We start from the raw sequence: 21648 nt of genomic DNA, 5'->3' as shown, positions 1-21648 counted from the left end.
TCCACTTTTTAGATAATGTATTTTAAAGATGAATCTTAATATTAAAATACTATTCAATGAATAAATATTTTGGTCGTACAATGCGATAGATGTCTTCAGGAGAAAGGGTTTCTGAAGCAATCTCGGAAGAAGATTTCTTCTTTTTCTTTTTGATATCTGGCGATAATTTTTTATTATAGTCTTGGTAGGTGGCATCTACAGAAATTAATATATCTGTAATGCTATATAAATTGTTTTTTTCCTGATAGTATAATATCGTGGAAAGTACAGAGTTAACATAGCGATACAATCGAAAGCTGATATACTCCAGGGAATCGTCAATATCCTTTGTAGAATGAATTAGTTGATTTCGGAGACGATAAATATAATTTAAATCATGCTTAATACCGTCAAAATATTCTTGAATTGCCTTGCTTGTTTTTTCTGGCTCAGTTAAAAGCATAATTATTTCACGACATTCTCGCTCAAGGACAATATGGAAAGAAAGCTCAGATAAAATAGCACTATATTTATTTACATCACTTAGATAAGCAATTACTTTTGGGGTAGAATAATCTTTTTCAGTGACCTGACAATTCATTATAAAATTTTGTAAAGTAGGATATTTCTCAGCATAATCCTTTTTGTTAGACATACAATAAGTAAGTCGTGCCCAAAATATATTAAGTTTATTTTTTAGATAGAACAATCCAAAAACTTCTGGAACAACAACGCGTGCTTTTTCTATGATTGTAAAGCGTGGAAATGAATATAAAATATATTCAAGGGATGACCAAAAGTTAAGAAAACGGTTTTGAGTAGTCAGCGATTTGGCAGAATTAAGAGTATAAAGTATTCGTTCCAAAGTTCTAATATTGTTGCTGCCAAGATCATTTCGCAACTGTAAAAAACGTTCCATCTGTTTTTTATAGTTTGCGTCAATATGGTTAAGCATTTTTATGGGATCAATGCTGTTTAAGCTGATTTTATGAAAAACCGTGTCTTCTTTCCAATAATACCATAAATCATCGCGAATACAATTGGTTGTGCTTTGCCACATATCAAACAGTTCTGTAACGGATTGGAATTCTTTTTGAGCTAAGTCGATTGCTTTGAATTCATCTAAAGCTAGATACTCTTTACTGGCAATTAAAGTATCGTTATTTATATGAGGTATCCCTAATTCTTGGTTAGTACGGATTTCAAATTGCTGTTTTATAAGATTAAGTGCCAGTTCCTTCTGCGTCTGGCTTGAAATTTTAAAACAGATATGAATAGAAAAAGGTATAGGTTTTCTGTCAAATTCGTTAAGATTCTGTATAGTTTTTTCAGCATCATTATGTTCTAGAAATTCTTGCTGCTGTCTTTTGAAAAAATCTAAAATATGAGACATAGAATGTCCTGCATATAATAAATCACTAATAAGAGCCTCCATTAAATAATCCATGCCTTTGAATGTGGTTTCTGTGAGTAAGCATTGAATATAACAATTTATGAGATTTTCAGCTTCCAATTTCTTTTTTAAAGCTACAATGCTACGGTGAATGTTATGAAGTTCTTTATCGCGAGCTTCATTTGCAAGATTTATGAGCTGATGTAAGTGAGAAAAATCATTTTGGTATAAATCAAGCTTATGAAAAGGATGTATTTGCATCTGGTAATCCAGTCCTTCTAACAATCCTTCGTATGAGCGTTTTAGTTTGGTTGGGTCAAGGGATGCCCTAAGTTCATCATAGGTGCTGATACAGATACCCATATATTGCAATAAACTTTCTGTTCGCTTTTCTTCAAGTGTGTGGAAAGAATTATGTACCAAATCTCGTATTTTGAAAATAAAATATTTTCTGCTATCTGCTTTGTTCTTTTCTAACATAAGTGAGACCTTTTTTCCTTTCTTTTATTTGAAATTTATCTTGACAAATTAAAATTTATCGACTAAGATTAAGATAGATTGAGATACATGAGCAAGAAACGGGCTACCTGGGTAGTACCATTTTGTTTACTGTATCTTTTTATTTATGTATAAAAGGTGTTGATACCACATAATATATTTATAGAGGAAGGTGCATATTTCTGAGGCCAGGCTGTCTGGGCAGTTCTCCCTTTAATACTGCATCTTCTTTTTAATTATATCATACTGTAAATAAGAAAAACATCAATGTTTTTGTATTGATTTATGAAATGAACTATGGTTGTGAGTTCTTTTTCAATAGGTATTTTCGTTATAACTGTTTGAGAATACCGGTACATTTACATAAGCAATGTATTTTATGTGAACTTTTTAATAGCATTTTTCTATTTCGCCACACATGGAGAAACTCCTTCTTTGATTATTCAGCAGATTCTTCGGAAACAGAGTCTTTCTTTTTTAAGGACTTTCCAGAAATCATTTTATGACCAGAATAGATAGCCATAATCATACAGAGAAGAGAGCTGTAAGCAAAATATTTATGAGCAGATTTCATATCTTGAGAAGCAGTAAAAAGTTCCGATCATGGATGCCAATGCACCGAGTGACCAATATTTATGTGCCTTCATTTTAATGATGTCTCCTGTGTTTTTCTATATCATACATCTTTTTAGGAAAGATGCAAACAGGAATTTATTCATTAGCATAGATTTGAAAATGATATTTGGGTGCTTGGAGATGAAAAGGTTTATAAATTCTGCTCTTTTTCAATCTGTTGCTCCTGCCCACGATTCTTCCCAAGAATCATATCAATATTCGCAGATACAGTGCGAAGCTCCCGTTCATAATCCTGGTGATTAGAAAAAGCTTCACGCTGTCTATCCCTCAATTCAACAAGCCGGTCCTTTTCAGCATAGAGAGCTTTCATGGAAGGCAATTTATTCCCGCCAGATTTTTCTTTGAGTGTTCGTAGAGCTGTGTCATACAGGGAAAGTTCTGCTCGATGTTCTTCATAAAATTTTTTCTTGTTTCGGCTTGTACGATAATCAGCATACACATTTTTGTATGCCAGATATTGTCCGGTAAAATGAATCTGTTCATTTACTTCTTTGAGCTGTTGTTCAGTATCTTTTAAAGATTTTCTGGAAGCACTGGTCTGGTCTGATGCCTGACTGAGTGCTGCATGGAAATCATCAAGAGAATCATATCCATGCTCTTGTATGTAGGCAACAGTCTGAGCCATCTGCTTCAAATTGGTGAGCTTTACTTTTTGAGCATAGGCTTTGCTCTGCTGGGCTTTAATACAGGTTTGCAGATCTATTACAAGCCGGAGGTTTGATTTTATGAAAATGAATGGTGCAGGGATAGCAGAAGTATCAGAGAAAGGAACAGGTGGTAAATCTGTGGAAGTATTCGGAGCCTGCTGTTCCAGAATTTCTTCTTTCAGTTCTCTACGGGATTTCGTGTTTTCTTCAAATGCTTTCAAGAGAAAATCTTCTGTGTATCTGGTCCCAAGAGTTCTTTCAGTGATAAATTTTTTTCTGCCAGGGTGAAGATAGCTGTACCGGTTTCGACTGATCTTGAGGATGATGTGATATTTTTCGTCAAGGATTTTTGAAAATTCTTCTGGTGATCGGGCAATACTTGCAGCATCATCAATAGCGTCACGGAGAAATTGTTTTTCTGTCTGGTAACGAGTTTCTTTCGGTGTGATTCCATCTTCTTTCATTTTCAGATTCAGCTTATCTAATTTTTCCTGTTCCCGGCGTTGTGCCCAGTATTCTTTTTCGGTGATTTTTCTTTCAGAAGGAGTGAGCAGATCAACTTGGTGCAACCCTTCTTTTTTGCACATATCCATGACTTCCTGTTTTAGATGGGCAAGATAGGCAGCACTTAGATGATGCTTATAACCGGCTTTTGCTTCACAGTCAAATTCCATATAGGGTTCTTGTGGTATATCATATTTACGGAGACTGTTAATTACGATATGCACATGGATGTTTCCACTTTTGTTATGACCGTCGGTATGAGTACAGACTAAAGCCTGATGACCGGGAAAGTTTTTCTTTGCAAAAGTCAATCCGAGTTGCTGGGCACGTTCACCGGTCAATCCACATTCATCCCTGTCTTTTGGGTCGAAGCTGATGATATATGTTAAACTGTTAAGACTGGAAAATTATTTCTTATCAAAAGCTGCTTCTAATAATGATAAAATTTTAGCTGAAAATACACGAGTATCATATAAATATTTATTATATGAAACATTGGCTAATGTTGTCAGATTCGGTGTGTTTGGAGTATGCGTATATATAACTTGTGGGTTGGTTATACAGCACGAAAAAGGGTTAGGCAGTATTATGTTGGCAGTTAATACTTTTCAGTTGTTTACTCAGGAAGTAGAAAATTTAACGAATCTTTTGAAAGAAATTTATAATATGAATTGGCTTATGGAGGAGTGGGAAGAGTTTAAAACTCTAAAAGAAAAAGTATGGGGTAATAAAAAAATTACGGATTATAATATAGAGTTCAAAAATGTAATATATAAGTATCCAAATGCAGAAATAAATTCTTTGGATGGTGTTTCTGTAAAAATTAGAGAAGGGGAAAAAGTATTAATTGTTGGGGAAAATGGAAGTGGAAAATCAACCTTCGTAAATTTGTTAATGGGAATGTATTCAGTAGAGAAGGGAGAAATAAAGATAGGCGGAGTTCATATAGATGACATATCAAAAGCAAGTATGAATAAGATCATATGCGTTTTTCAAAACTTTATTAAATATAGTGGCTCTGTTAAAGAAAATATAACACTAGGTGATAGTGACATAGAAATTAACAAATCAATTGTTCAGGCGTTGGGTCTACAAACTTTGGTAAAAGATAATATTGAATTGGGGCAGCTAGAAGAACTAGGAAGTGAATTATCTGGAGGACAATGGCAGAAATTGGCGATATGTAGAGCCGCAGTACGTAATTCTAGTATTTTGATTATGGATGAACCTACAGCAAGCTTAGATCCCAAAAGTGAAAATAAGCTGTATGAAGAATTGGCTAAAATATGTTCGGATAAAACGTTGTTACTTATTTCTCATAGATTAAGTGCGTGTAAAGTGTGTGATAGATAACGTTAAGACAATGAAAAATGATGAAATTAATTTGTATGCAAAGGAGCTACTTGATTAGTAGAAAGATAAAGGGGACTTTGAATATATTTTAAACGGTTAGTTTCGAGGAAAAGTACAATAAAACCGGTTCTCTTGATCTACTCAAGAGAACCGGTTTTAAATCAACCCATTTTATAAAAAACTGTTACAAACACATACTTTAGGTATTCAACTTAATTGGTTGAAAAGCGTTATTTTCAGGGGGTGTCCTGGACTTCTAAAAGTTGTTCGACTAGAAACATTAATGAGTTTAAAATTACTTTTTGATTTTTCTCATTGCAACATTGTAACTTGCCAAGAAATATTTCTAAAATTTCGCTATCAACTATAGAATTAGATGGAAATAAAGCATTTCCGGAAATACCTAAACGATCAATTAAAAAACAAAGGGTTTCATAAGTGGGATTTTTTCGCCCTTTTTCTATGTCTTGAATAGTTTTAACTGCAAGTCCACATTGGTCAGCAAGCTCTTGTTGAGTTAAATGACATTCTTTTCTTGCAGTGCGTATACGTTTCCCTAAAAAAAAAAAATTTATCTTCAGGCATAGTTATTCACCTCAGATTTATTTTACAGTGCTGATTTTGCTTTTTGTATAACCTTGAAGTGCCGAAAAAATAAGTATTAGTATACCGAAAAACGAAGAGAATATACTGATTTGAGTTGCTGCAGGAAGACTTATTTTGTCTTTTACTTGCTGCTAAAGACGTCGATAATGTTATTTTATGGTTATAACGAAATAGAAAATAGTTTTAAAAAATCCTACTAAGATCTTGGGATTCTTGTTATAACAAATCGGTATTGAAATACTTAAAGAACAAATACTATGATATAGTTTCGGGTTTTTTAAAATATAATGCCAGGAAGTTACAGGAACTTCCTGGTATTTTTCTTTTTCTAAATTTGTGCCTTATCTTTTGCAAATGTAACCGGGGGCCGCCAAGCACCAAGAATTTCTATTGAAAGCTCTTGGGAAGGTTGGAAATAATTTTAAACAATTTTTCCGCTTTTTCGATTTTTTATCGGTTTTTCTCCTGTCCTCGCTGTGAAAGGGAGGATCAGGTATCTTTTACTACGGCTTTAAGCAGAAGGGAGGTGATCCCTTTTGAAATTGAACCGTCAGGAAAAAGAAATCGTGCGGAGAAAATTTTGCTCCTATTGCATTAAAGTTCTGCATGGTGAGGCACTGAATTATCTTGATGAGCTGGATAGGCAGAGAGAACGGGAAGTGATTTTTTCTGAACTTCTCCAGAAAGATCTGGATGCTCTGTATAGCTGTGACGATTATGATATGGCAGATTATTTTACCGTAATGGGCAGGCAGGTTCCTGTTCGTGATGAATGGATCAGCATGGCGTTAAAAAAACTTCCTGTAAAAAAGCGGGAAATTATTCTGATGCTTTATTTTCTGAATATGACAGAGAAAGAAATTGCTGACTGCCTGAAATTGGTGCAGAGTACTATACACTATCATAAAGATGATTCTTTAAGGATTTTGAGAAAATTGATGGAGTGAATTTACATATGGAATCAAAGAAACGCAGAGAATTGCCAGAGTTTGAAACTATTCAGGCAGCTATTAAAGGTGACGCTGAAGCAATCAATCATATACTTTCCTATTTTCAGCCATTTATCAATAGCGAGTGCAAAAGAAAATATGAGGATGAATTTGGAAGAATCTATTATGTGCCCGATGAATATATGAAAAGGCGACTGGAGACAAAGCTGATTACAAAATTTCTGAATTTTGAGATCCGGCTTTAAGTTAGAGGCCAGGAATATTCCCTTTCTATTTCTGGTGCGGAAAGAACGGTACCTTGATAATTGAATATTTTATCCTGTAGGACGTAAGGAAACAGAGGAGCCGGGTAGCAGATACGCCAGGATGATCCAACATCAATACTTACTTTGCGACATCGTGTCGTAAAGTTTGTACATATAGACAGGAGAGAAATTGAAGATGGATAGGAGCGAGAAAATATTATGCTATGAGCAGAGGGTGGGAACTTTGTGGCGAAGATTCTGTTTCTAATAATGATACTTCCGGAGAGGCTGCTCCGGTCTGAAAAGATGGTGAGATACCAATGAGGCTGTTCCCCCACAGCCACCTGCAGGATTTTTTGCGATGAAAGGGGAGAATGAAATGAATACAAAAAAATTACTGCGATATACAATGCAATTGGCTATGTTGAAGCAACTTTAAACAAAAAAATTGATAGACGAAAATGAATATTTGTTGATACAGAAAAGACTGATGAAAGATTATGGTGTCGTTTCCAATATTACCGCTTGACGAATCATTTGTGCTGATCTATAATAAAATTAACACTACGATAGGAATACAAAAATAAAGGAGCGGAAAATGGAAATAGAGTTGATTAAGGCAAATGATTTTTCTGATGGTTCTTCCAGAAGGCGTATAGAACGGTTGAGGGTTGCTGCCTATTGCCGTGTGAGTACGGATGATGAGGATCAGATAAAAAGTTATAATTCTATGGTGAGATATTATACAGATCTCATTCAAAATAACAAAGAGTGGGTTTTTGCAGGTGTTTATGCCGATAAAGCTATTACAGGAACTAAAACGGATAAAAGAGATGAATTTCAACGGCTAATTCAAGATTGTATGGATGGGAAGATTGATTTAATCATCGCAAAAAGTATACCACGATTTGCCAGAAATACGCTGGATACTTTAAAATATGTCCGTATGCTAAAAGAGAGAAATATCGCAGTCTACTTTGAGGTAGAAAAAATCAATACTTTAAAAGATGGTGAATTTCTTATGACAATCCTAAGTTCTGTGGCACAGCAGGAAGTCGAAAATACTTCTGCTTATGTGAAAAAGGGATTAAAGATGAAAATGAAACGGGGAGAGCTTGTTGGTTTTCAGGGGTGTATGGGATATGATTATGATGTGGTTACAAAATCTATTTCCATTAACGAAGAAGGTGCAAAGGTTGTCCGCTATATATTTGAACGCTATGTAGCCGGAGCTGGAAGCACTATGATAGCCAGAGAGCTAAATGAACAGGGGATAATGACAATAAAAGGAAATCCCTGGGTGTCATCCAGTGTCATGGGAATCATAAATAATGAAAAATATAAGGGCGATATTTTGCTAGGAAAAACATTTACAGTCGATCCTATCTCAAAAAGACGGTTAGAGAACTTAGGGGAGGAAGATCGGTATTACATACATAATCACCATGAACAGATTATTTCTGAAGAAATGTTTGCGAGAGCACAGGAGATCAGAAGCCGCAGAAATGGAAACCGTAAGCATGGTGCTATACCGGGGAAACGGGAGAAATTCAGCCGACAATATGCTTTCAGCTGTTTGTTGGAATGTAGGTTCTGCGGGGGGAATCTTTCACGCAGACGTTGGCACAGCAATTCAAAGTATAAGAAAACCATATGGCAGTGTGTGAAGGCTACCAAAGAGGGGAAACGGTTCTGTCCGGATAGTAAAGGAATCCCGGAGCAGGTAATAGAAGAAGCTTTTGTGGAATCATACCGGATGCTTTGTAGAGATAATAAAGATGTAATAGAAGAACTTCTAAAACGTACGGAAAAAGCACTTGGAGAAAATTCTACAGAGGATCAGTTGAATAAGCTGCAAAAAAAGATTGATAATCTTTCATATAAGAGAAAGAAGTTGTTGGATAATTATTTGAGTGGCATTGTTGAAAAAGATATTTATGAAGAAACAGATGTAAGCCTTAAGACAGATTTAAGCAATGCAAAAGCTAAGCTGGTGTATTTTCAACAGCAGGTGGATGAAGAAGGTTCTCTTCAAAGGAGAATCGTAGATTTTAAGAAAGCATTGTCTCAAAATGAGGTGTTAGAGGAATTTGACAGAGGTATATTTGAGAGTATAATTGAAAAGGTAATCGTTGGCGGTTACGATGAACATGGAGAAAAAGATCCCTATAAAATCACTTTCATATATAAAACAGGATTTAAAAATGAAATTGGAAATGCAAAGAAGCGGTTTGGAAAATCTGCTGGTGTTGTGGACAAAGCGAAAAAAATGTGTTCCGATGTCAGTGACAAGGTAAAGGATGTGTATTCCAATGTTAGTGACAACACATTGTGAAAGTATAGTCTTACTTTCAAGAAAAGGTAAATAAGAAATGTAAAGACACCCCTTCCAACAGGAAGGGGTGTCGGCATTTATTCATCTGTTTTTTCTTTCTGCTGGGGCAGATATATGTGAACACTTTCGATTCGGTTTTTGTTCAGTTTTTCGACTACCAGACGGATATTATCCTCAGTGATAACCTCATCACCTTCTTCAGGAAGACGGTCAAGATGCTCAATAATAAGTCCACCAAGTGAATCATAATCTTCAGATTTGAATGTTGTGCCAAGATGGTCATTTACATCATCGAGACTCATTGAGCCTTCAATGATATATTCATGATTGGAAATCTTTTTGACCAGTTCGTTTTCGCTCTCATCGTATTCGTCGTGGATTTCTCCGACGATCTCCTCCAGAATATCTTCCAGGGTAATGAGACCTGTCATTTCGCCGTATTCGTCCACTACAATGGCAATGTTAAAAGTGGAAGCCCGCATCTCAACAAGAAGTTCGGAAATATCCTTATATTCATAAGTGAAATGTGGTTTGCGGAGAAACTGATGGATATCAAAAGGTTCGTTTTTATCATAAAGGAGCAGATCTTTCATATTGATGATTCCTACAACATTATCCTGATTTTCTTCATATACAGGGAGTCGTGTAAAGCGATCCTGCCGGAAAATGTCAATCAGTTCATCATAAGTATTATCTACACTGGCAAAGGTTACATTTACCCTTGGAACCATGATATCTTTGGCGTTTGCGTCTCCGAGGTCGAAAACATTGTAGATCATTTCTTTTTCGTCTGATTCGATCACACCATCTTCATGGCTGACATCTACAATGGTACGGAGCTCTTCTTCAGTCATTGCTTTGCTGGCAGCATCAGGGTCTACCCGAAGCAGGTACATGACACCTCTGGAAAAAAGATTAATAATAAAAATAAAAGGTGTCATAACAGTCATAAAAAACTTCAGTACAGGAATGTATCTGAGAGTGATTTTTTCTGCATTAAGAGTTGCATAGTTCTTCGGAGTGATTTCTCCGAAAATAAGAACCAGGACAGTCAGAAGACCCGTGGCGATACTGACCATATATCCTCCGAAATGATATGCAAGAGTAGTTGCCAGGGAGGAAGCAGTAATATTAACGATATTATTTCCAATCAGTATGGCACTGAGCATTTTAGGTGTATGATTTTCGACGATGTCAAGAACGAGAGCTGCACGCCTGTTTCCATCATCCGCAAGTGCACGGAGACGGATTTTGTTGACTGCCATCAGAGCTGTTTCATTTGACGAAAAAAAAGCTGATAAAGCCAACAGGATGATCAGAATGATTAGCTGGTAAGTATCCCTGGCGTTCAATATATATATTCACTCCTTCAAATATTAGTCTAAATCTTTACCCGTCAGCATTTTGTATGCCTGAAGGTATTTGCTGATAGTTTTGTCTACGATATCCTGAGGCAGAGTCCAGTCATTTCCCGGATGGGAAGTCAGCCAGTCACGTGCAAACTGTTTGTCAAAAGAAGGCTGTCCATGACCTGGTTCATAACCCTCAGCAGGCCAGAAACGGGAACTGTCAGGTGTGAGCATTTCATCACCGATTACCATGTTTCCATCTTCATCAAGACCAAATTCAAATTTTGTATCTGCAATGATGATTCCCTTGCTCAGTGCATATTCTGCACATTTTTTATAAAGTGCAATTGTATTATCACGAAGTTTTTCTGCAAGTTCTCTGCCTTTTCCCGGGAAATATTTTTCCAGATGATCAATACTTTGTTCAAAAGAAATATTTTCGTCATGATCACCGATTTCAGCTTTGGTGGAAGGAGTATAGATTGGTTCAGGAAGTTTGTCAGATTCCTTCAGACCTTCAGGAAGTCTGATTCCACATACAGTACCATTTTCCTGATAGCTTTTCCAGCCACTTCCTGTAATATACCCACGAACGATACATTCGATAGGAAGCATGTTCAGTTTACGGCACATCATAGATTTTCCTTCATATTTATCCTGCTGGAAAAATTCCGGCATATCTTTGACATCAACGGACAGCATGTGGTTTGGAAGGATATCCTTTGTAAGATCAAACCAGAATTTGGACATCTGTGTCAGCACAGTCCCTTTTTTGGTTACTTCATTGTTAAGGATGACGTCAAAGCAGCTGATTCTGTCAGTTGCAACCATAATAAGACTGTCCCCGTTATCATAGATTTCGCGTACTTTACCTTCTTTAATTGGTTTTAATTCCTGCATGTCTTCTCCTTTTTGTACCCTTTTATAATTTCTGTACAATATAATAGATTTGAAATTCACAGTAAAAATATCACTTTTTGTATAGTGCTGTCAATACACATTCGGAAATTACAGCGACCAAAAAAAATCATCTGTACTGTTAAATTTTTTTGCATCATACAGGTTCCATGCTGGAATTGAAGAGGATAATCTGTTACAATATAAAATAATAATAAAAATCAGAGTGGAGGAAATACAATGAGTACAAAAGCAGAATACGCAATTGAGTTACACGATAAAGGATATAACTGTGCACAGGCTGTCGCATGTTCATTCTGCCAGGAATTTGGCATAAAAGAAGAAGAGATGTTTCGTATTGCAGAAGGATTTGGCCTTGGAATGGGAATGATGGAAATGTGTGGAGCGCTTTCCGGAATGATGATGATCATTGGACTTCAGAACAGCGCAGGCCCGGATGGAGAAAAACTGACCAAGGCTGATACTTACAGAAAGGTCAAAGAATATGTAAAGAAATTTCAGGAACAGAATGGTGCATATCTGTGCAGGGAACTGAAAGGTGTGGAGACAGGCAAAGTTCTCCGCAGCTGCCCGGACTGTATCAGAGATGCAGTTGCACTTACAGAAGAATATCTTGAAAATCAGAAATAAATGTAGGAAACAGTATGTATAAAATAATATATACAATATAAAATAAATATACCCCGGAGTGAACCAGTATACGTATTACGTCATTCAGTTCTCCGGGGTGTTTTTAATATAAAGTTTATTCGGCCACTTTTACAAACTGACTGTTGTAAAGGTTGTTATAGAAGCCGCCTTTTGCCATCAGTTCTTCGTGAGTGCCCTGCTCAATGATACTTCCGTCTTTCATGACGAGAATCTCGTCTGCATTACGGATTGTGGAGAGACGGTGAGCTACGATGAAACTTGTACGGCCTTTCATAAGGCGTTCAAAAGCTTCCTGAACCAGAAGCTCTGTACGTGTATCAATGCTTGAAGTAGCTTCATCAAGAATCAGCATAGGAGGCAGACAGAGCATGACTCTGGTAATGCAGAGAAGCTGTTTTTCACCCTGACTTAAGCTGTCTTCTTTCAGCATGGTATCCAGTCCCTTTGGGAGACGGCGGATAAATTCCCAGCTGTGAGACATTTTGGCTGCTTCAATGATTTCATCATCGGTTGCATTAGGCTTACCGATATTAATATTGTCTCTTACAGTGCCGTTTTTGATCCATGTGTCCTGTAGTACCATTCCGAAGCTGCTTCTCAAGGAATGACGGGAGATCTCATTGACCGGATGTCCGTCGATGGAGATGGAACCGCCAGTCACATCGTAGAACCGCATCAGAAGGTTAATAAAAGTAGTCTTGCCGCAGCCTGTAGGGCCAACAACGGCAATTCGCTTGCCTGGTTCTGCATGAAGATTAAAATGTTCGATAAGCTTTTTGTCAGGAACATAGCGGAAACTTACATCATTGATCTCTACATTTCCTTTTACATCAGAAATTGTTTTGGAAGGATCAGGGCTTTCGGGAGTTTCTTCGAGAAGAGCAAAAATTCTGGCTGCGCAGGCAAGTGCATTCTGAAGTTCTGTAATGACGGAACTAATGTCATTAAAAGGTTTCATATACTGGTTGGCATAAGAAAGCAGTACAGACAGGCCACCTACAGTCAGAGCTCCTCCGGGTATCATAAATGCGCCTACAAGAGCAACTCCGGCATAGATCACATTGTTGACAAATCGTGTGGAGGGATTTGTGAGGCTGCTGTAAAAAACAGCATTCTGGCTGTATTCTTTCAGTTCCTGATTGATTTCTGAGAAATGCTGTGAAGCTTTTTTTTCATATCCAAAAGCCTGTACAATTTTCTGATTGCCGATCATTTCCTCAATAAGAGCAGTCTGACGTCCTCTTGCATCACTCTGTTTACGGAACATTTGGAAAGAGCGTGAAGAAATAAATTTGGCTACAAAGAAGCTTACAGGTGTCAGTACAATCACCAGCAATGTAATCCAGAAGTTTTTGGAAAACATGAAGATCAGTGTACCGACGATTGTTACAATACCGGAAAACAACTGGGTAAATCCTAGAAGCAGACCATCCGAAAGAATATCGGTATCTGCAATGATCCGGCTGATAATATCTCCTGTGCTGTGGCTGTCAAGGTAGGACAACGGCAGTACCTGAATGTGGCGGATTGCTTTTGCACGGATATCCTGTACTGTACGGTATGTCATACGGTTATTGATAATATTCATAATCCATGTGGCAGCACTGGAAATCACGATCATAACGAGAATTCTTGAAAGATAATACCACATGCCGGAAAAATCAACTTTATGTTCTGCAATAATCTGGTCAATGGCATTTCCGAAGAGGACAGGAACATACAGCTGAAGAATCACGGAAACTGATGCAAGAACGATACTGAGAATCAGAAGAAAACGATATCTTCCGATGAAACGGAGTACTTTCCACAGAGTTTCCATGCTGCCTGAATGTGTAGTCTGTTTCTTTTCACTGCTCATAATGTCACCTCCCTGGAGTCTGCTGAGTTGCCTGAATATCTGGCACGTTCTTCAGGAAACTGTGAGAAATAGATTTCGCTGTAAACATCACAGGAAAGAATCAGCTGATCATGTGTTCCTCTGCCCACGAGCTGCCCATCATTCAGAACAAGAATCTGGTCAGCCTGACGGATGCTTGCTGCACGCTGGGATACGAGGAAAGTAGTAATTCCCCTCAGTTGGTGCAGAGATTTGCGGAGTGCAGCATCTGTAGCGAAATCCAGAGCACTGGCACTGTCATCAAGGATGAGAAACTCAGGTTTCTTAACAACAGCTCGTGCAATGGTGAGACGCTGTCTCTGACCACCTGAAAGATTACGACCATTCTGTTCCAGTAAAAAATCAAGCTGTCCGTCTTTGGCTTCAACGATTTCTTTTGCCTGAGCAGTTGTGAGTGCCTCCCAGATTTCAGCATCTGTTGCGTTTTCACGGCCCCATTTCATGTTATCACGGATGCTTCCCTTAAAAAGCACTGCCCTCTGAGGAACCACACCGATTTTGCTGCGAAGCTGTTCCTGAGAATAATCCCGGATGTTCTGTCCGTCAAGGAGCACAGTACCTTCTGTTGCATCGTAAAATCGTGAGATAAGATTTACGAGGGTCGATTTACCACTTCCTGTTCCGCCTATGATTCCGACAGTCTGGCCTTTTTTTACAGAAAAACTGACATCAGAAAGACTGGCTGCGCCGGAACCTGCATAGGCAAAGCTGACATTTTGAAAATCAACCGCATTTTCGGAAGAAGCAGTTGTTACTGAATTTTCCGGATAAGACATGGTTGAACGTACCTTGAGGATATCAGCCACACGGTTTGCACATGCAGCGGATTTATTCAGTGTAATGATAAGAGATGCGAGTTTGATCAGTTCTACGATCATCTGCGCCATATAATTATAAAGTGCAACTACTTCACCCTGCTGCATGTTTCCGAGATTTACCTGCAGACCGGCATTATTGATCAGAAAAACAGTGGCAATATTGATAAGCACATAGGTCACCGGATTCATGAGTGCGGAAAGTTTTCCTACAAATTCATTAAGTTTTGTAAGCTGAAGGTTGCTTTCGTCAAATTCCTGTACAGATTCTTTTTCACGGCAAAAAGCACGGATAACACGTACACCTGTAAGATTTTCCCTGGTGAGCCCTGTAACGGAATCGAGGCGTGCCTGAACCTTGCCGAAGAGTGGAATACTTAAATACATGATAATGAATACAACAAAGAAAAGTACCGGAATTGCAATCACAAAAATAAGTGCACAGCGTACATTGATAGTAAAGGCCATGACCATGGAACCAAGAACGATAAAAGGACTTCTGAGAAGAAGACGGAGTCCCATATTTACCCCGTTCTGTACCTGGTTGATATCATCAGTAAGACGTGTAATAAGAGTGTCTGTACCAAGAGTGTCCAGTTCTGTATAGGAAAGTCCCTGGATATGGTCAAAAACAGACTGCCTCAGCTCTGTAGCAAAGCCTACACTTGCTTTTGCTGCAAAATACTGGGCAATTATACAGACGGCAAGTCCTGCCGCTGCCATAAGAATCAGAATAAAGAATTTCTGAACAATGTAGCTATGATCATTATTTGCGATACCGACGTCGATGATCTGTGCAATAACTACCGGAACGAGAAGATCAAACACCACTTCCAGAAATTTGAAAAAAGGTGAAAGGATACTCTCTTTTTTGTAGTTCTTCAGATAGACTGCGAGAGAACGCATGTTGATAGTTTCCTCCATTTCGTTTATTTATGTCTGGTAATTGACAAAGTTTATTATATCCCTGTACAATGATTTTGTACAGTTAAAACATTATTTTGAAAGGATATATCCGGAATATGAGAAGAGAAGTAACACTGGAAGAAATTTCAGATGGAAAATTATATAATGTCAATGATATGGTAAAGGCTGACTGTCAGGACTGCAAAGGCTGCAGTGAATGCTGTAAGGGAATGGGCGAGTCTGTAGTGCTGGATCCGTATGATGTCTGTCGTCTGAGCAGAGGACTTGGAAAAAGTCAGGAAGAACTTCTGAATGGTATACTGGAGCTTGGAGTGGTGGACGGTAATATTCTTCCACATCTTGCAATGAAAGGATCTGAGGAAAAATGTATTTTTCTTAATGAAGAAGGCAGATGTTCTGTACATGCCATACGTCCAGGTTTCTGCAGGCTTTTCCCGCTGGGAAGATATTATACTGAAGAAGGGTTTTATTATATCCTTCAGATCCATGAATGTGCAAAGAAAAACCGTTCCAAAATAAAAGTAAAAAAATGGCTTGATACGCCCGATCTTAAAAATTATGAAAAATTTGTCTGGGACTGGCATCAGTTTCTTCTGGATGTGCAGGAAGTTTTTTATCAGACAGAGGATACGGAACTGATCCGAAACCTGAATATGTATGTTCTGAGCAGATTTTACAGAACTCCATATGAACAAAACAGAGATTTTTATGAGCAGTTCCGGGAACGTCTGGAAGATGCAGAAAAACTTCTGAGCCTGGGTGTATGACCCTGACTCAGAAGTTTAAAAGTTATCTGTTATTAAGTGAATCGAGAAGCTGGGAGATTGTTCTGTTTAACACCGGATGTCTGTAATAAGGTGCAAGTTCATTCATTGGAATCAAAACAAAATCTCTGTTTTCGATATCAATATGTGGAACATGAAGTTCCAAAGTGTCGATGATTTCATTATCATAAAACAGAATGTCAAGATCCAGAGTACGAGGTCCCCATCGGACAATTCTTTCTCTGTTTGCGGCTGCCTCAAGTTCATGAAGTCTGTCAAGAAGTTCTTCCGGTGTGAGAAGAGTACGGAGTTTCAGAGCTCCGTTAAGAAAATTATCCTGTTCCACTCCGCCGTATGGTTCCGTTATCAGATATTCAGAAACTGCCTCTACAGTACAGTGTTCAGTATTACGAAGTCCCTGAATACCGTCATCAACATATTTCTTTTTGTCACCAAGATTAGAGCCAAAAGCGACATAGGCTGTATGCCAGCTTCTTGTGATTTCAACTGCAACCGTATCGAGCGGGAGTCCGACAGGAGCCCATGGCTTCTCAATGCGGAGAGTGATTTTCTGAAGATGAGGGACTGTTTCCAGAAGCATCTGGCAGAGGTTTTCGGCCAGAGCTTCCAGCAGTTTAAATGTATGGTTTTTTGTAAATTCAGTAATCATCTGGCTGACTTCTCCATAATGGATAGATGCTGTCAGTTCATCTGTCAGTCCTGCTTTTCGGGTATCTGTGTAAAGAGTGGCTGATATCACAAATTTCTGTCCAAGAACATTTTCTTCCGGAAATACACCATGATTGGCAAAAATTTCAAGCCCTCTGATTTCTATTTTATCCATGAAATTATCTGTCCCTTCCAAGAATTGCCTCAGTCATCTGTATCACACGTTTGTTTTCTTTTACATCGTGAACGCGTACAAAAGCACAGCCTTTCATGACACCGATAACAGAAGTGGCAAGAGTTCCCTCCACACGCTGGTCTACAGGAAGATCAAGTGCAAGTCCGATCATGGATTTACGTGAAGTTCCAAGGAGAACAGGGAAACCAAGGTGCCGGAAGAGTTCAAGATGGTTCATGGCTTCAAGGTTCATTTCGTATGTTTTTCCAAATCCGATACCCGGGTCAAGAATGATGTTTTCATCTTTGATGCCGGCTTTTCTTGCGATATTTACACATTCCTGTGTTTCAGCAAGCATATCGATAAGAAAGTTATTATATTCTGGATTTTCTTTGTTGTGCATCAGACAGCATGGAGCATTATGACGTGCAATGACAGGTGCCATTTCAGGATCATATTTCAGTCCCCATACATCGTTGATGAGATCTGCGCCTGCTTTCAGAGAAGCATCAGCAACACTTCCCTTGTAAGTATCTACAGAAACAGGAACATCAAAACGGCTGCGGATTGCTTCGATAACAGGAAGAACACGTTCAATTTCTTCTTGTGCACCGACAGGTGTATGTCCGGGACGGGTGGATTCACCGCCGACATCGATAAGATCAGCTCCGTCATTGATCATGGCTTCAACATGACTGAGAGCATGATCCAGAGTATTCCATTTGCCGCCGTCAGAAAAAGAATCCGGAGTGACATTAAGAATTCCCATTATGTATGTATGATTTTTTACATCAAATTCAGTATTTCTGATTTTCATGATTCTGTTCTCCTTTTAGTACTGAAGAGTCATATTTTTTTTCTCAGATGCCCAGTTACATTCAGAAAGTGCAGGGCAGAGGAAACAGTTTCTGGATTTTTTGTCTGCTTTATAAAGAAGCCGGCTTAAAATTCCGGTCTGAGTACCGGAAGAACGGTGTTCGCTGATAGCTGTGATGATCAGGGATTTTTCTTCTTCTGTAAAAGCAAGGTCAGTGAGGATTGTATTAGCAATACAGGCGCCTGCCTCGTCATGAGGTGTTCCGTCAATATACTGCCGGGCACGGCCAATGTCATGAAGCAGTGCGGCACTGTAAACAATTTCTCTGGAAAAATCGAGCCTCTCTTCCAGAATATAAATCCAGGTAAGCCTTGCCACATCCAGAAAATGTTCCGGTGTATGCCGGCAGAAAATTCTGTCTGATTCAAGGTTCAAAAGTTCAGAAAGATTCTGCTGATACAGAGGGTGGTTCCAGATTGCATTAATTCGGTCCATCAGTCTTTAACCATGGAAAGAAACTGTTTCTGAAGCTCCATATTGTCTTTGAATTCGCCTCTTGTCACAGTGGTGATGGTTTTGCTGCCGGGCTTTTTGATTCCACGCATTGTCATGCAAGTATGTTCTGCTTCAAGCATTACCATGATTCCCTTCGGATTCAGAGAACGCTCCAGAGCATCTGCAATCTGTACAGTCAGACGTTCCTGGATCTGTGGTCTTCTTGCATAGACATCTACGGTGCGGGCAAGTTTGCTTAAGCCTGTTACTTTGCCGTTTGGTATGTATGCGATAGCTGCTTTACCGTAAAATGGCATCAGGTGATGTTCGCACATGGAATAGAATGTGATGTCTTTTTCCAGAACCATTTCATTATTTTCTACTTCAAACTGTTTGGCGAGATGATGATCTGCTTCTTCATCAAGTCCGCCATAAATTTCCATACACATACGGGCGATTCTGTCAGGCGTATCTTTCAGGCCTTCACGTTCTGTATCTTCCCCGATTCCCTCAAGAAGAAGCCGGATCGCCTGTTCTACTTTTTCTTTGTCTACCATAATAAAAACAACCTCCTTGATCTGGTGTGTGTGATTTCTGGAGATTGTCTTTTTTTTGTCGAGAAGTATATAAAAAAAGATATCTCCAGTTGTGATAGAACGTATGTCGAAAAACGTATCCCTTCACAATATGAGATATACTCTTATATTGCAAGCAACGGGTGCGGATCATATACCGTAAGACGTACTTTTCGTTTCAGCGACAACTCCCCATTCGCCGAACACTTAACGCATATAATCCTATTTTGCATATCATTCATTCTGCACTAGTATAACATATATATAACTGGCAGAAAAGGGCAAATTTAATGAAAAAAATGGTTAAAAACCAGCATAGTAGACAATAAATATTGACGATTTCGGAGATATGTGATAGTATAAACGTGATTCACAGATTACGGACCATCAAGGGATAACGACTGTGTGTATTTCGTGTACACCTGGCGTTGTCCCTTTTTTTGTGTTGAAAAGGAGTATAATATGTATTTGATGATTGATAATTATGATTCGTTTGTATATAATCTGAAAGCTTATTTTGAGGAACTTGGAAAGGACATTCTGGTAAAAAGAAGCGACAGGATCTCACTGGATGAAATTGAAAAAATCCACCCGGAGGGAATCATTCTTTCACCGGGACCAAAAAGACCCTGGGATGCTTCTCTGTGCGTGGAAACAGTCAGAAGATTTCAGGGAAAAATCCCTGTTTTAGGCGTATGTCTGGGTCATCAGATCCTGGGATTCTGCTCAGGGGCAACTGTAGAAAAAGGGGAACGGCCCATGCATGGAAAAGTGACCAGAGTTTATCATAACGGGACAGGACTTTTTGAAGGACTTCCTGAGACATTTAAAGTTACAAGATACCATTCTCTGATTGTTAAAGAAAAAACAATTCCGAAGGATTATCGTTTGGATTCGATCGCAGAAGATGGGGCAGTTATGGGAATCTCGCACAGAACACTGCCCCTGTACGGTGTGCAGTTTCATCCGGAGGCAGTCCTTACAGAATACGGACATGAACTTCTGAACAATTTCTGCAAAATATCGGAACAATATAGTGAAAAATGCCCGGCATAACCGGCAGGAGGATAAGATGTACGAAAAACAGAGAGTGATAAAAGAACTGGAAGAATATATATCTGCAGCAGATATTTTTCAGATATTAAAAAAAGAAAAAGATCTTGCATTTCTTGATTCTTCCCTTGTGAATCAGCTTGGAAGATATTCTGTTATCGGTCGAAAACCATATCTGAAACTTGTAAAAGACGGTGGAAAATTTTATATTAATAATATAGAAGAAACAGATATTACTTTTGAGGATTATCTGAGAAAATATCTCAGGAAAAATGAAGATAAAAATACGACAGAACTTCCACTGATTTCCGGTGCGGTAGGATATTTTTCTTATGAATATGGAAGAAAACTCATGCAGGTGACCTCATCAGAAAAAGACATTGTATCTATTCCTGATGCCGTGCTAGTTTTTTATGATCTGTTTGTGATCGAGGACTGTCAGGAAAAGAAGACATATCTTGTTGCAAATGGTATCACTGAAGACGCAGGAGAACTGATAAAGAAAACAGAGCAGAAGATTAAGGAGAAAAAAACCTCCGGAGAAATTTCGGAGACTGAAAAGAAAGCATATAATATAGAAGTATTTCCAAATTTCAAAAAAGAAGAATATAAGCAGGCTGTTGATGAAATGATTCACTATATTATAGAAGGGGACATCTATATCGCAAATATGACGCAGCAGATGACGGTAAAAAGTCAGAAAAAACCTGAAGATGTGTTTTGGGATCTCAGAAAAAATAACCCCTCACCGTTTGGGGGATATCTGGATTATGATGACTTCCAGATTGTCTGTGCATCACCGGAGCGTTTCCTGAAGATGAAGAAAGGACATGTGGAGACACGTCCAATCAAAGGAACACGCAAAAGAGGTGAGACACCGGAAGAAGATATGATCATGCGGAAAGAACTGGAAACTTCCGAAAAAGACAAGAGTGAACTTCTGATGATCGTGGATCTGGAACGAAATGATCTGAACAGAGTCTGTAAGCCGGGAAGTGTGAAAGTTACAGAACTTTTTACTGTAGAAGAATATGCAACTGTATTTCATCTTGTTTCAAATATTGAAGGTGAACTGGAAGATGGAAGAAACTTTGCAGATCTTCTTGAGGCAGCATTTCCGGGAGGTTCTATCACAGGGGCACCAAAATACAGGGCAATGGAGATCATTGATGAACTTGAACATGGAAGAAGAAATCTGTATACAGGTTCCATCGGGTATCTGACACTTGGCGGTGACTGTGATTTTAATATTGTAATAAGAACAGCTTTATATAAAGATGGAGCTTATCATCTGGGAGTAGGCGGCGGCATTACCGCAGAATCAGAACTGGAATTTGAATATGAAGAAACTCTTCAGAAGGCGAAAGCTGTTCTGGAAGCAATGAAATAAGAGAGGA

At 38.5% G+C, this 21648-nt stretch carries 19 protein-coding genes, 1 pseudogene and 1 riboswitch; of the genes and pseudogenes, 8 read left to right on the top strand and 12 right to left on the bottom strand.

All coding sequences use genetic code 11. From position 1 onward, the window contains the following. Positions 1-49: 49 nt before the first annotated feature. From ACTNB8_RS08305 to ACTNB8_RS08295, 3 genes and pseudogenes are all read right to left on the bottom strand, one after another. Positions 50-1852, bottom strand: coding sequence for a hypothetical protein (locus ACTNB8_RS08305; protein WP_441053820.1), 1803 nt, complete (start codon positions 1850-1852; stop codon positions 50-52). Positions 1853-2309: 457 nt separating this feature from the next. Next, positions 2310-2517, bottom strand: a pseudogene (locus ACTNB8_RS08300) (DUF6219 family protein). Positions 2518-2636: 119 nt separating this feature from the next. After that, entirely contained in the window at positions 2637-3998 is a 1362-nt protein-coding gene (locus tag ACTNB8_RS08295; protein ID WP_441053819.1) for a relaxase/mobilization nuclease domain-containing protein, read from the bottom strand. Between the two features lie 34 nt (positions 3999-4032). Here ACTNB8_RS08295 and ACTNB8_RS08290 point away from each other — a divergent pair, with 34 nt between their 5' ends. After that, entirely contained in the window at positions 4033-5010 is a 978-nt protein-coding gene (locus ACTNB8_RS08290) for an ATP-binding cassette domain-containing protein (protein ID WP_441053818.1), read from the top strand. A 236-nt stretch (positions 5011-5246) separates the two neighbouring features. Here ACTNB8_RS08290 and ACTNB8_RS08285 read toward each other — a convergent pair whose 3' ends face one another. Next, positions 5247-5558, bottom strand: a complete 312-nt coding sequence (locus ACTNB8_RS08285) for a helix-turn-helix domain-containing protein (protein ID WP_441053832.1) — start codon at positions 5556-5558, stop codon at positions 5247-5249. A gap of 594 nt (positions 5559-6152) precedes the next feature. On the opposite strand from ACTNB8_RS08285, the gene ACTNB8_RS08280 reads away from it, so the two are divergent. The 3 genes from ACTNB8_RS08280 to ACTNB8_RS08270 all read left to right on the top strand — a co-directional run bounded on the left by ACTNB8_RS08280 (position 6153) and on the right by ACTNB8_RS08270 (position 9146). Continuing rightward, positions 6153-6563, top strand: coding sequence for a sigma factor-like helix-turn-helix DNA-binding protein (locus tag ACTNB8_RS08280; protein WP_441053817.1), 411 nt, complete (start codon positions 6153-6155; stop codon positions 6561-6563). Between the two features lie 8 nt (positions 6564-6571). Continuing rightward, on the top strand, positions 6572-6811 hold the full coding sequence (locus tag ACTNB8_RS08275) for a helix-turn-helix domain-containing protein (RefSeq protein WP_441053816.1): 240 nt from the start codon (positions 6572-6574) through the stop codon (positions 6809-6811). Between the two features lie 598 nt (positions 6812-7409). Then, complete coding sequence (locus tag ACTNB8_RS08270; RefSeq protein WP_441053815.1) at positions 7410-9146, top strand: recombinase family protein; 1737 nt, start codon at positions 7410-7412, stop codon at positions 9144-9146. Positions 9147-9223: 77 nt separating this feature from the next. Here ACTNB8_RS08270 and ACTNB8_RS08265 read toward each other — a convergent pair whose 3' ends face one another. Together ACTNB8_RS08265 and ACTNB8_RS08260 are read right to left on the bottom strand one after the other, a co-directional pair. Beyond that, on the bottom strand, positions 9224-10498 hold the full coding sequence (locus ACTNB8_RS08265; RefSeq protein ID WP_441053814.1) for an HlyC/CorC family transporter: 1275 nt from the start codon (positions 10496-10498) through the stop codon (positions 9224-9226). Positions 10499-10522: 24 nt separating this feature from the next. Beyond that, complete coding sequence (locus ACTNB8_RS08260) at positions 10523-11395, bottom strand: phosphoribosylaminoimidazolesuccinocarboxamide synthase (RefSeq protein ID WP_441053813.1); 873 nt, start codon at positions 11393-11395, stop codon at positions 10523-10525. Positions 11396-11632: 237 nt separating this feature from the next. Between ACTNB8_RS08260 and ACTNB8_RS08255 the strand changes: the two genes are divergently transcribed. Further along, positions 11633-12043 (top strand): C-GCAxxG-C-C family protein, encoded by a 411-nt coding sequence (locus tag ACTNB8_RS08255; protein ID WP_441053812.1) that lies wholly within the window; start codon positions 11633-11635, stop codon positions 12041-12043. Between the two features lie 115 nt (positions 12044-12158). Here ACTNB8_RS08255 and ACTNB8_RS08250 read toward each other — a convergent pair whose 3' ends face one another. Both ACTNB8_RS08250 and ACTNB8_RS08245 read right to left on the bottom strand, forming a co-directional pair. After that, on the bottom strand, positions 12159-13922 hold the full coding sequence (locus ACTNB8_RS08250) for an ABC transporter ATP-binding protein (RefSeq protein ID WP_441053811.1): 1764 nt from the start codon (positions 13920-13922) through the stop codon (positions 12159-12161). Further along, complete coding sequence (locus tag ACTNB8_RS08245) at positions 13919-15682, bottom strand: ABC transporter ATP-binding protein (protein ID WP_441053810.1); 1764 nt, start codon at positions 15680-15682, stop codon at positions 13919-13921. The genes ACTNB8_RS08250 and ACTNB8_RS08245 overlap by 4 nt, the downstream gene beginning before the upstream one ends. Positions 15683-15798: 116 nt before the next feature. Between ACTNB8_RS08245 and ACTNB8_RS08240 the strand changes: the two genes are divergently transcribed. Next, positions 15799-16470 (top strand): YkgJ family cysteine cluster protein, encoded by a 672-nt coding sequence (locus ACTNB8_RS08240; RefSeq protein WP_441053809.1) that lies wholly within the window; start codon positions 15799-15801, stop codon positions 16468-16470. A 22-nt stretch (positions 16471-16492) separates the two neighbouring features. Here the strand turns inward: ACTNB8_RS08240 and folK are convergent, their stop codons facing one another. From folK to folE, 4 genes are read right to left on the bottom strand one after another with little or no spacing between them, the layout of a single operon-like run. Beyond that, positions 16493-17311, bottom strand: a complete 819-nt coding sequence (folK, locus tag ACTNB8_RS08235) for a 2-amino-4-hydroxy-6-hydroxymethyldihydropteridine diphosphokinase (RefSeq protein ID WP_441053808.1) — start codon at positions 17309-17311, stop codon at positions 16493-16495. Between the two features lie 4 nt (positions 17312-17315). Further along, on the bottom strand, positions 17316-18128 hold the full coding sequence (folP, locus tag ACTNB8_RS08230; protein ID WP_441053807.1) for a dihydropteroate synthase: 813 nt from the start codon (positions 18126-18128) through the stop codon (positions 17316-17318). Between the two features lie 15 nt (positions 18129-18143). Then, complete coding sequence (locus tag ACTNB8_RS08225; protein ID WP_441053806.1) at positions 18144-18623, bottom strand: HD domain-containing protein; 480 nt, start codon at positions 18621-18623, stop codon at positions 18144-18146. After that, complete coding sequence (gene folE / locus ACTNB8_RS08220; RefSeq protein ID WP_296156662.1) at positions 18623-19180, bottom strand: GTP cyclohydrolase I FolE; 558 nt, start codon at positions 19178-19180, stop codon at positions 18623-18625. Before folE ends, ACTNB8_RS08225 begins: the two co-directional genes overlap by 1 nt. 153 nt (positions 19181-19333) lie before the next feature. After that, positions 19334-19430, bottom strand: a riboswitch (THF riboswitch). 230 nt (positions 19431-19660) lie between these two features. On the opposite strand from folE, the gene ACTNB8_RS08215 reads away from it, so the two are divergent. After that, entirely contained in the window at positions 19661-20254 is a 594-nt protein-coding gene (locus ACTNB8_RS08215; RefSeq protein WP_441053805.1) for an anthranilate synthase component II, read from the top strand. A 16-nt stretch (positions 20255-20270) separates the two neighbouring features. Further along, on the top strand, positions 20271-21641 hold the full coding sequence (pabB, locus tag ACTNB8_RS08210) for an aminodeoxychorismate synthase component I (RefSeq protein ID WP_441053804.1): 1371 nt from the start codon (positions 20271-20273) through the stop codon (positions 21639-21641). Positions 21642-21648 lie beyond the last annotated feature (7 nt).

The organism is Blautia sp. HCP28S3_G10, assembly GCF_052065235.1.
Lineage (GTDB): Bacteria > Bacillota > Clostridia > Lachnospirales > Lachnospiraceae > Blautia_A.
The sequence above is the reverse complement of the archived record's forward strand: the minus strand, read 5'-3'. Positions and strand labels throughout refer to the sequence as shown.

What these genes read in the sequence shown, in the direction of transcription:
- ACTNB8_RS08270 (WP_441053815.1), top strand. Translation starts at nt 7,410, where the DNA reads ATGGAAATAGAGTTGATTAAGGCAAATGATTTTTCTGATGGTTCTTCC.
- ACTNB8_RS08250 (WP_441053811.1), bottom strand. Translation starts at nt 13,922, where the DNA reads ATGAGCAGTGAAAAGAAACAGACTACACATTCAGGCAGCATGGAAACT.
- ACTNB8_RS08245 (WP_441053810.1), bottom strand. Translation starts at nt 15,682, where the DNA reads ATGCGTTCTCTCGCAGTCTATCTGAAGAACTACAAAAAAGAGAGTATC.
- ACTNB8_RS08305 (WP_441053820.1), bottom strand. Translation starts at nt 1,852, where the DNA reads ATGTTAGAAAAGAACAAAGCAGATAGCAGAAAATATTTTATTTTCAAA.
- ACTNB8_RS08275 (WP_441053816.1), top strand. Translation starts at nt 6,572, where the DNA reads ATGGAATCAAAGAAACGCAGAGAATTGCCAGAGTTTGAAACTATTCAG.
- pabB (WP_441053804.1), top strand. Translation starts at nt 20,271, where the DNA reads ATGTACGAAAAACAGAGAGTGATAAAAGAACTGGAAGAATATATATCT.
- ACTNB8_RS08290 (WP_441053818.1), top strand. Translation starts at nt 4,033, where the DNA reads ATGATATATGTTAAACTGTTAAGACTGGAAAATTATTTCTTATCAAAA.
- ACTNB8_RS08240 (WP_441053809.1), top strand. Translation starts at nt 15,799, where the DNA reads ATGAGAAGAGAAGTAACACTGGAAGAAATTTCAGATGGAAAATTATAT.
- ACTNB8_RS08225 (WP_441053806.1), bottom strand. Translation starts at nt 18,623, where the DNA reads ATGGACCGAATTAATGCAATCTGGAACCACCCTCTGTATCAGCAGAAT.
- ACTNB8_RS08215 (WP_441053805.1), top strand. Translation starts at nt 19,661, where the DNA reads ATGTATTTGATGATTGATAATTATGATTCGTTTGTATATAATCTGAAA.
- ACTNB8_RS08255 (WP_441053812.1), top strand. Translation starts at nt 11,633, where the DNA reads ATGAGTACAAAAGCAGAATACGCAATTGAGTTACACGATAAAGGATAT.
- folK (WP_441053808.1), bottom strand. Translation starts at nt 17,311, where the DNA reads ATGGATAAAATAGAAATCAGAGGGCTTGAAATTTTTGCCAATCATGGT.
- folE (WP_296156662.1), bottom strand. Translation starts at nt 19,180, where the DNA reads ATGGTAGACAAAGAAAAAGTAGAACAGGCGATCCGGCTTCTTCTTGAG.
- folP (WP_441053807.1), bottom strand. Translation starts at nt 18,128, where the DNA reads ATGAAAATCAGAAATACTGAATTTGATGTAAAAAATCATACATACATA.
- ACTNB8_RS08260 (WP_441053813.1), bottom strand. Translation starts at nt 11,395, where the DNA reads ATGCAGGAATTAAAACCAATTAAAGAAGGTAAAGTACGCGAAATCTAT.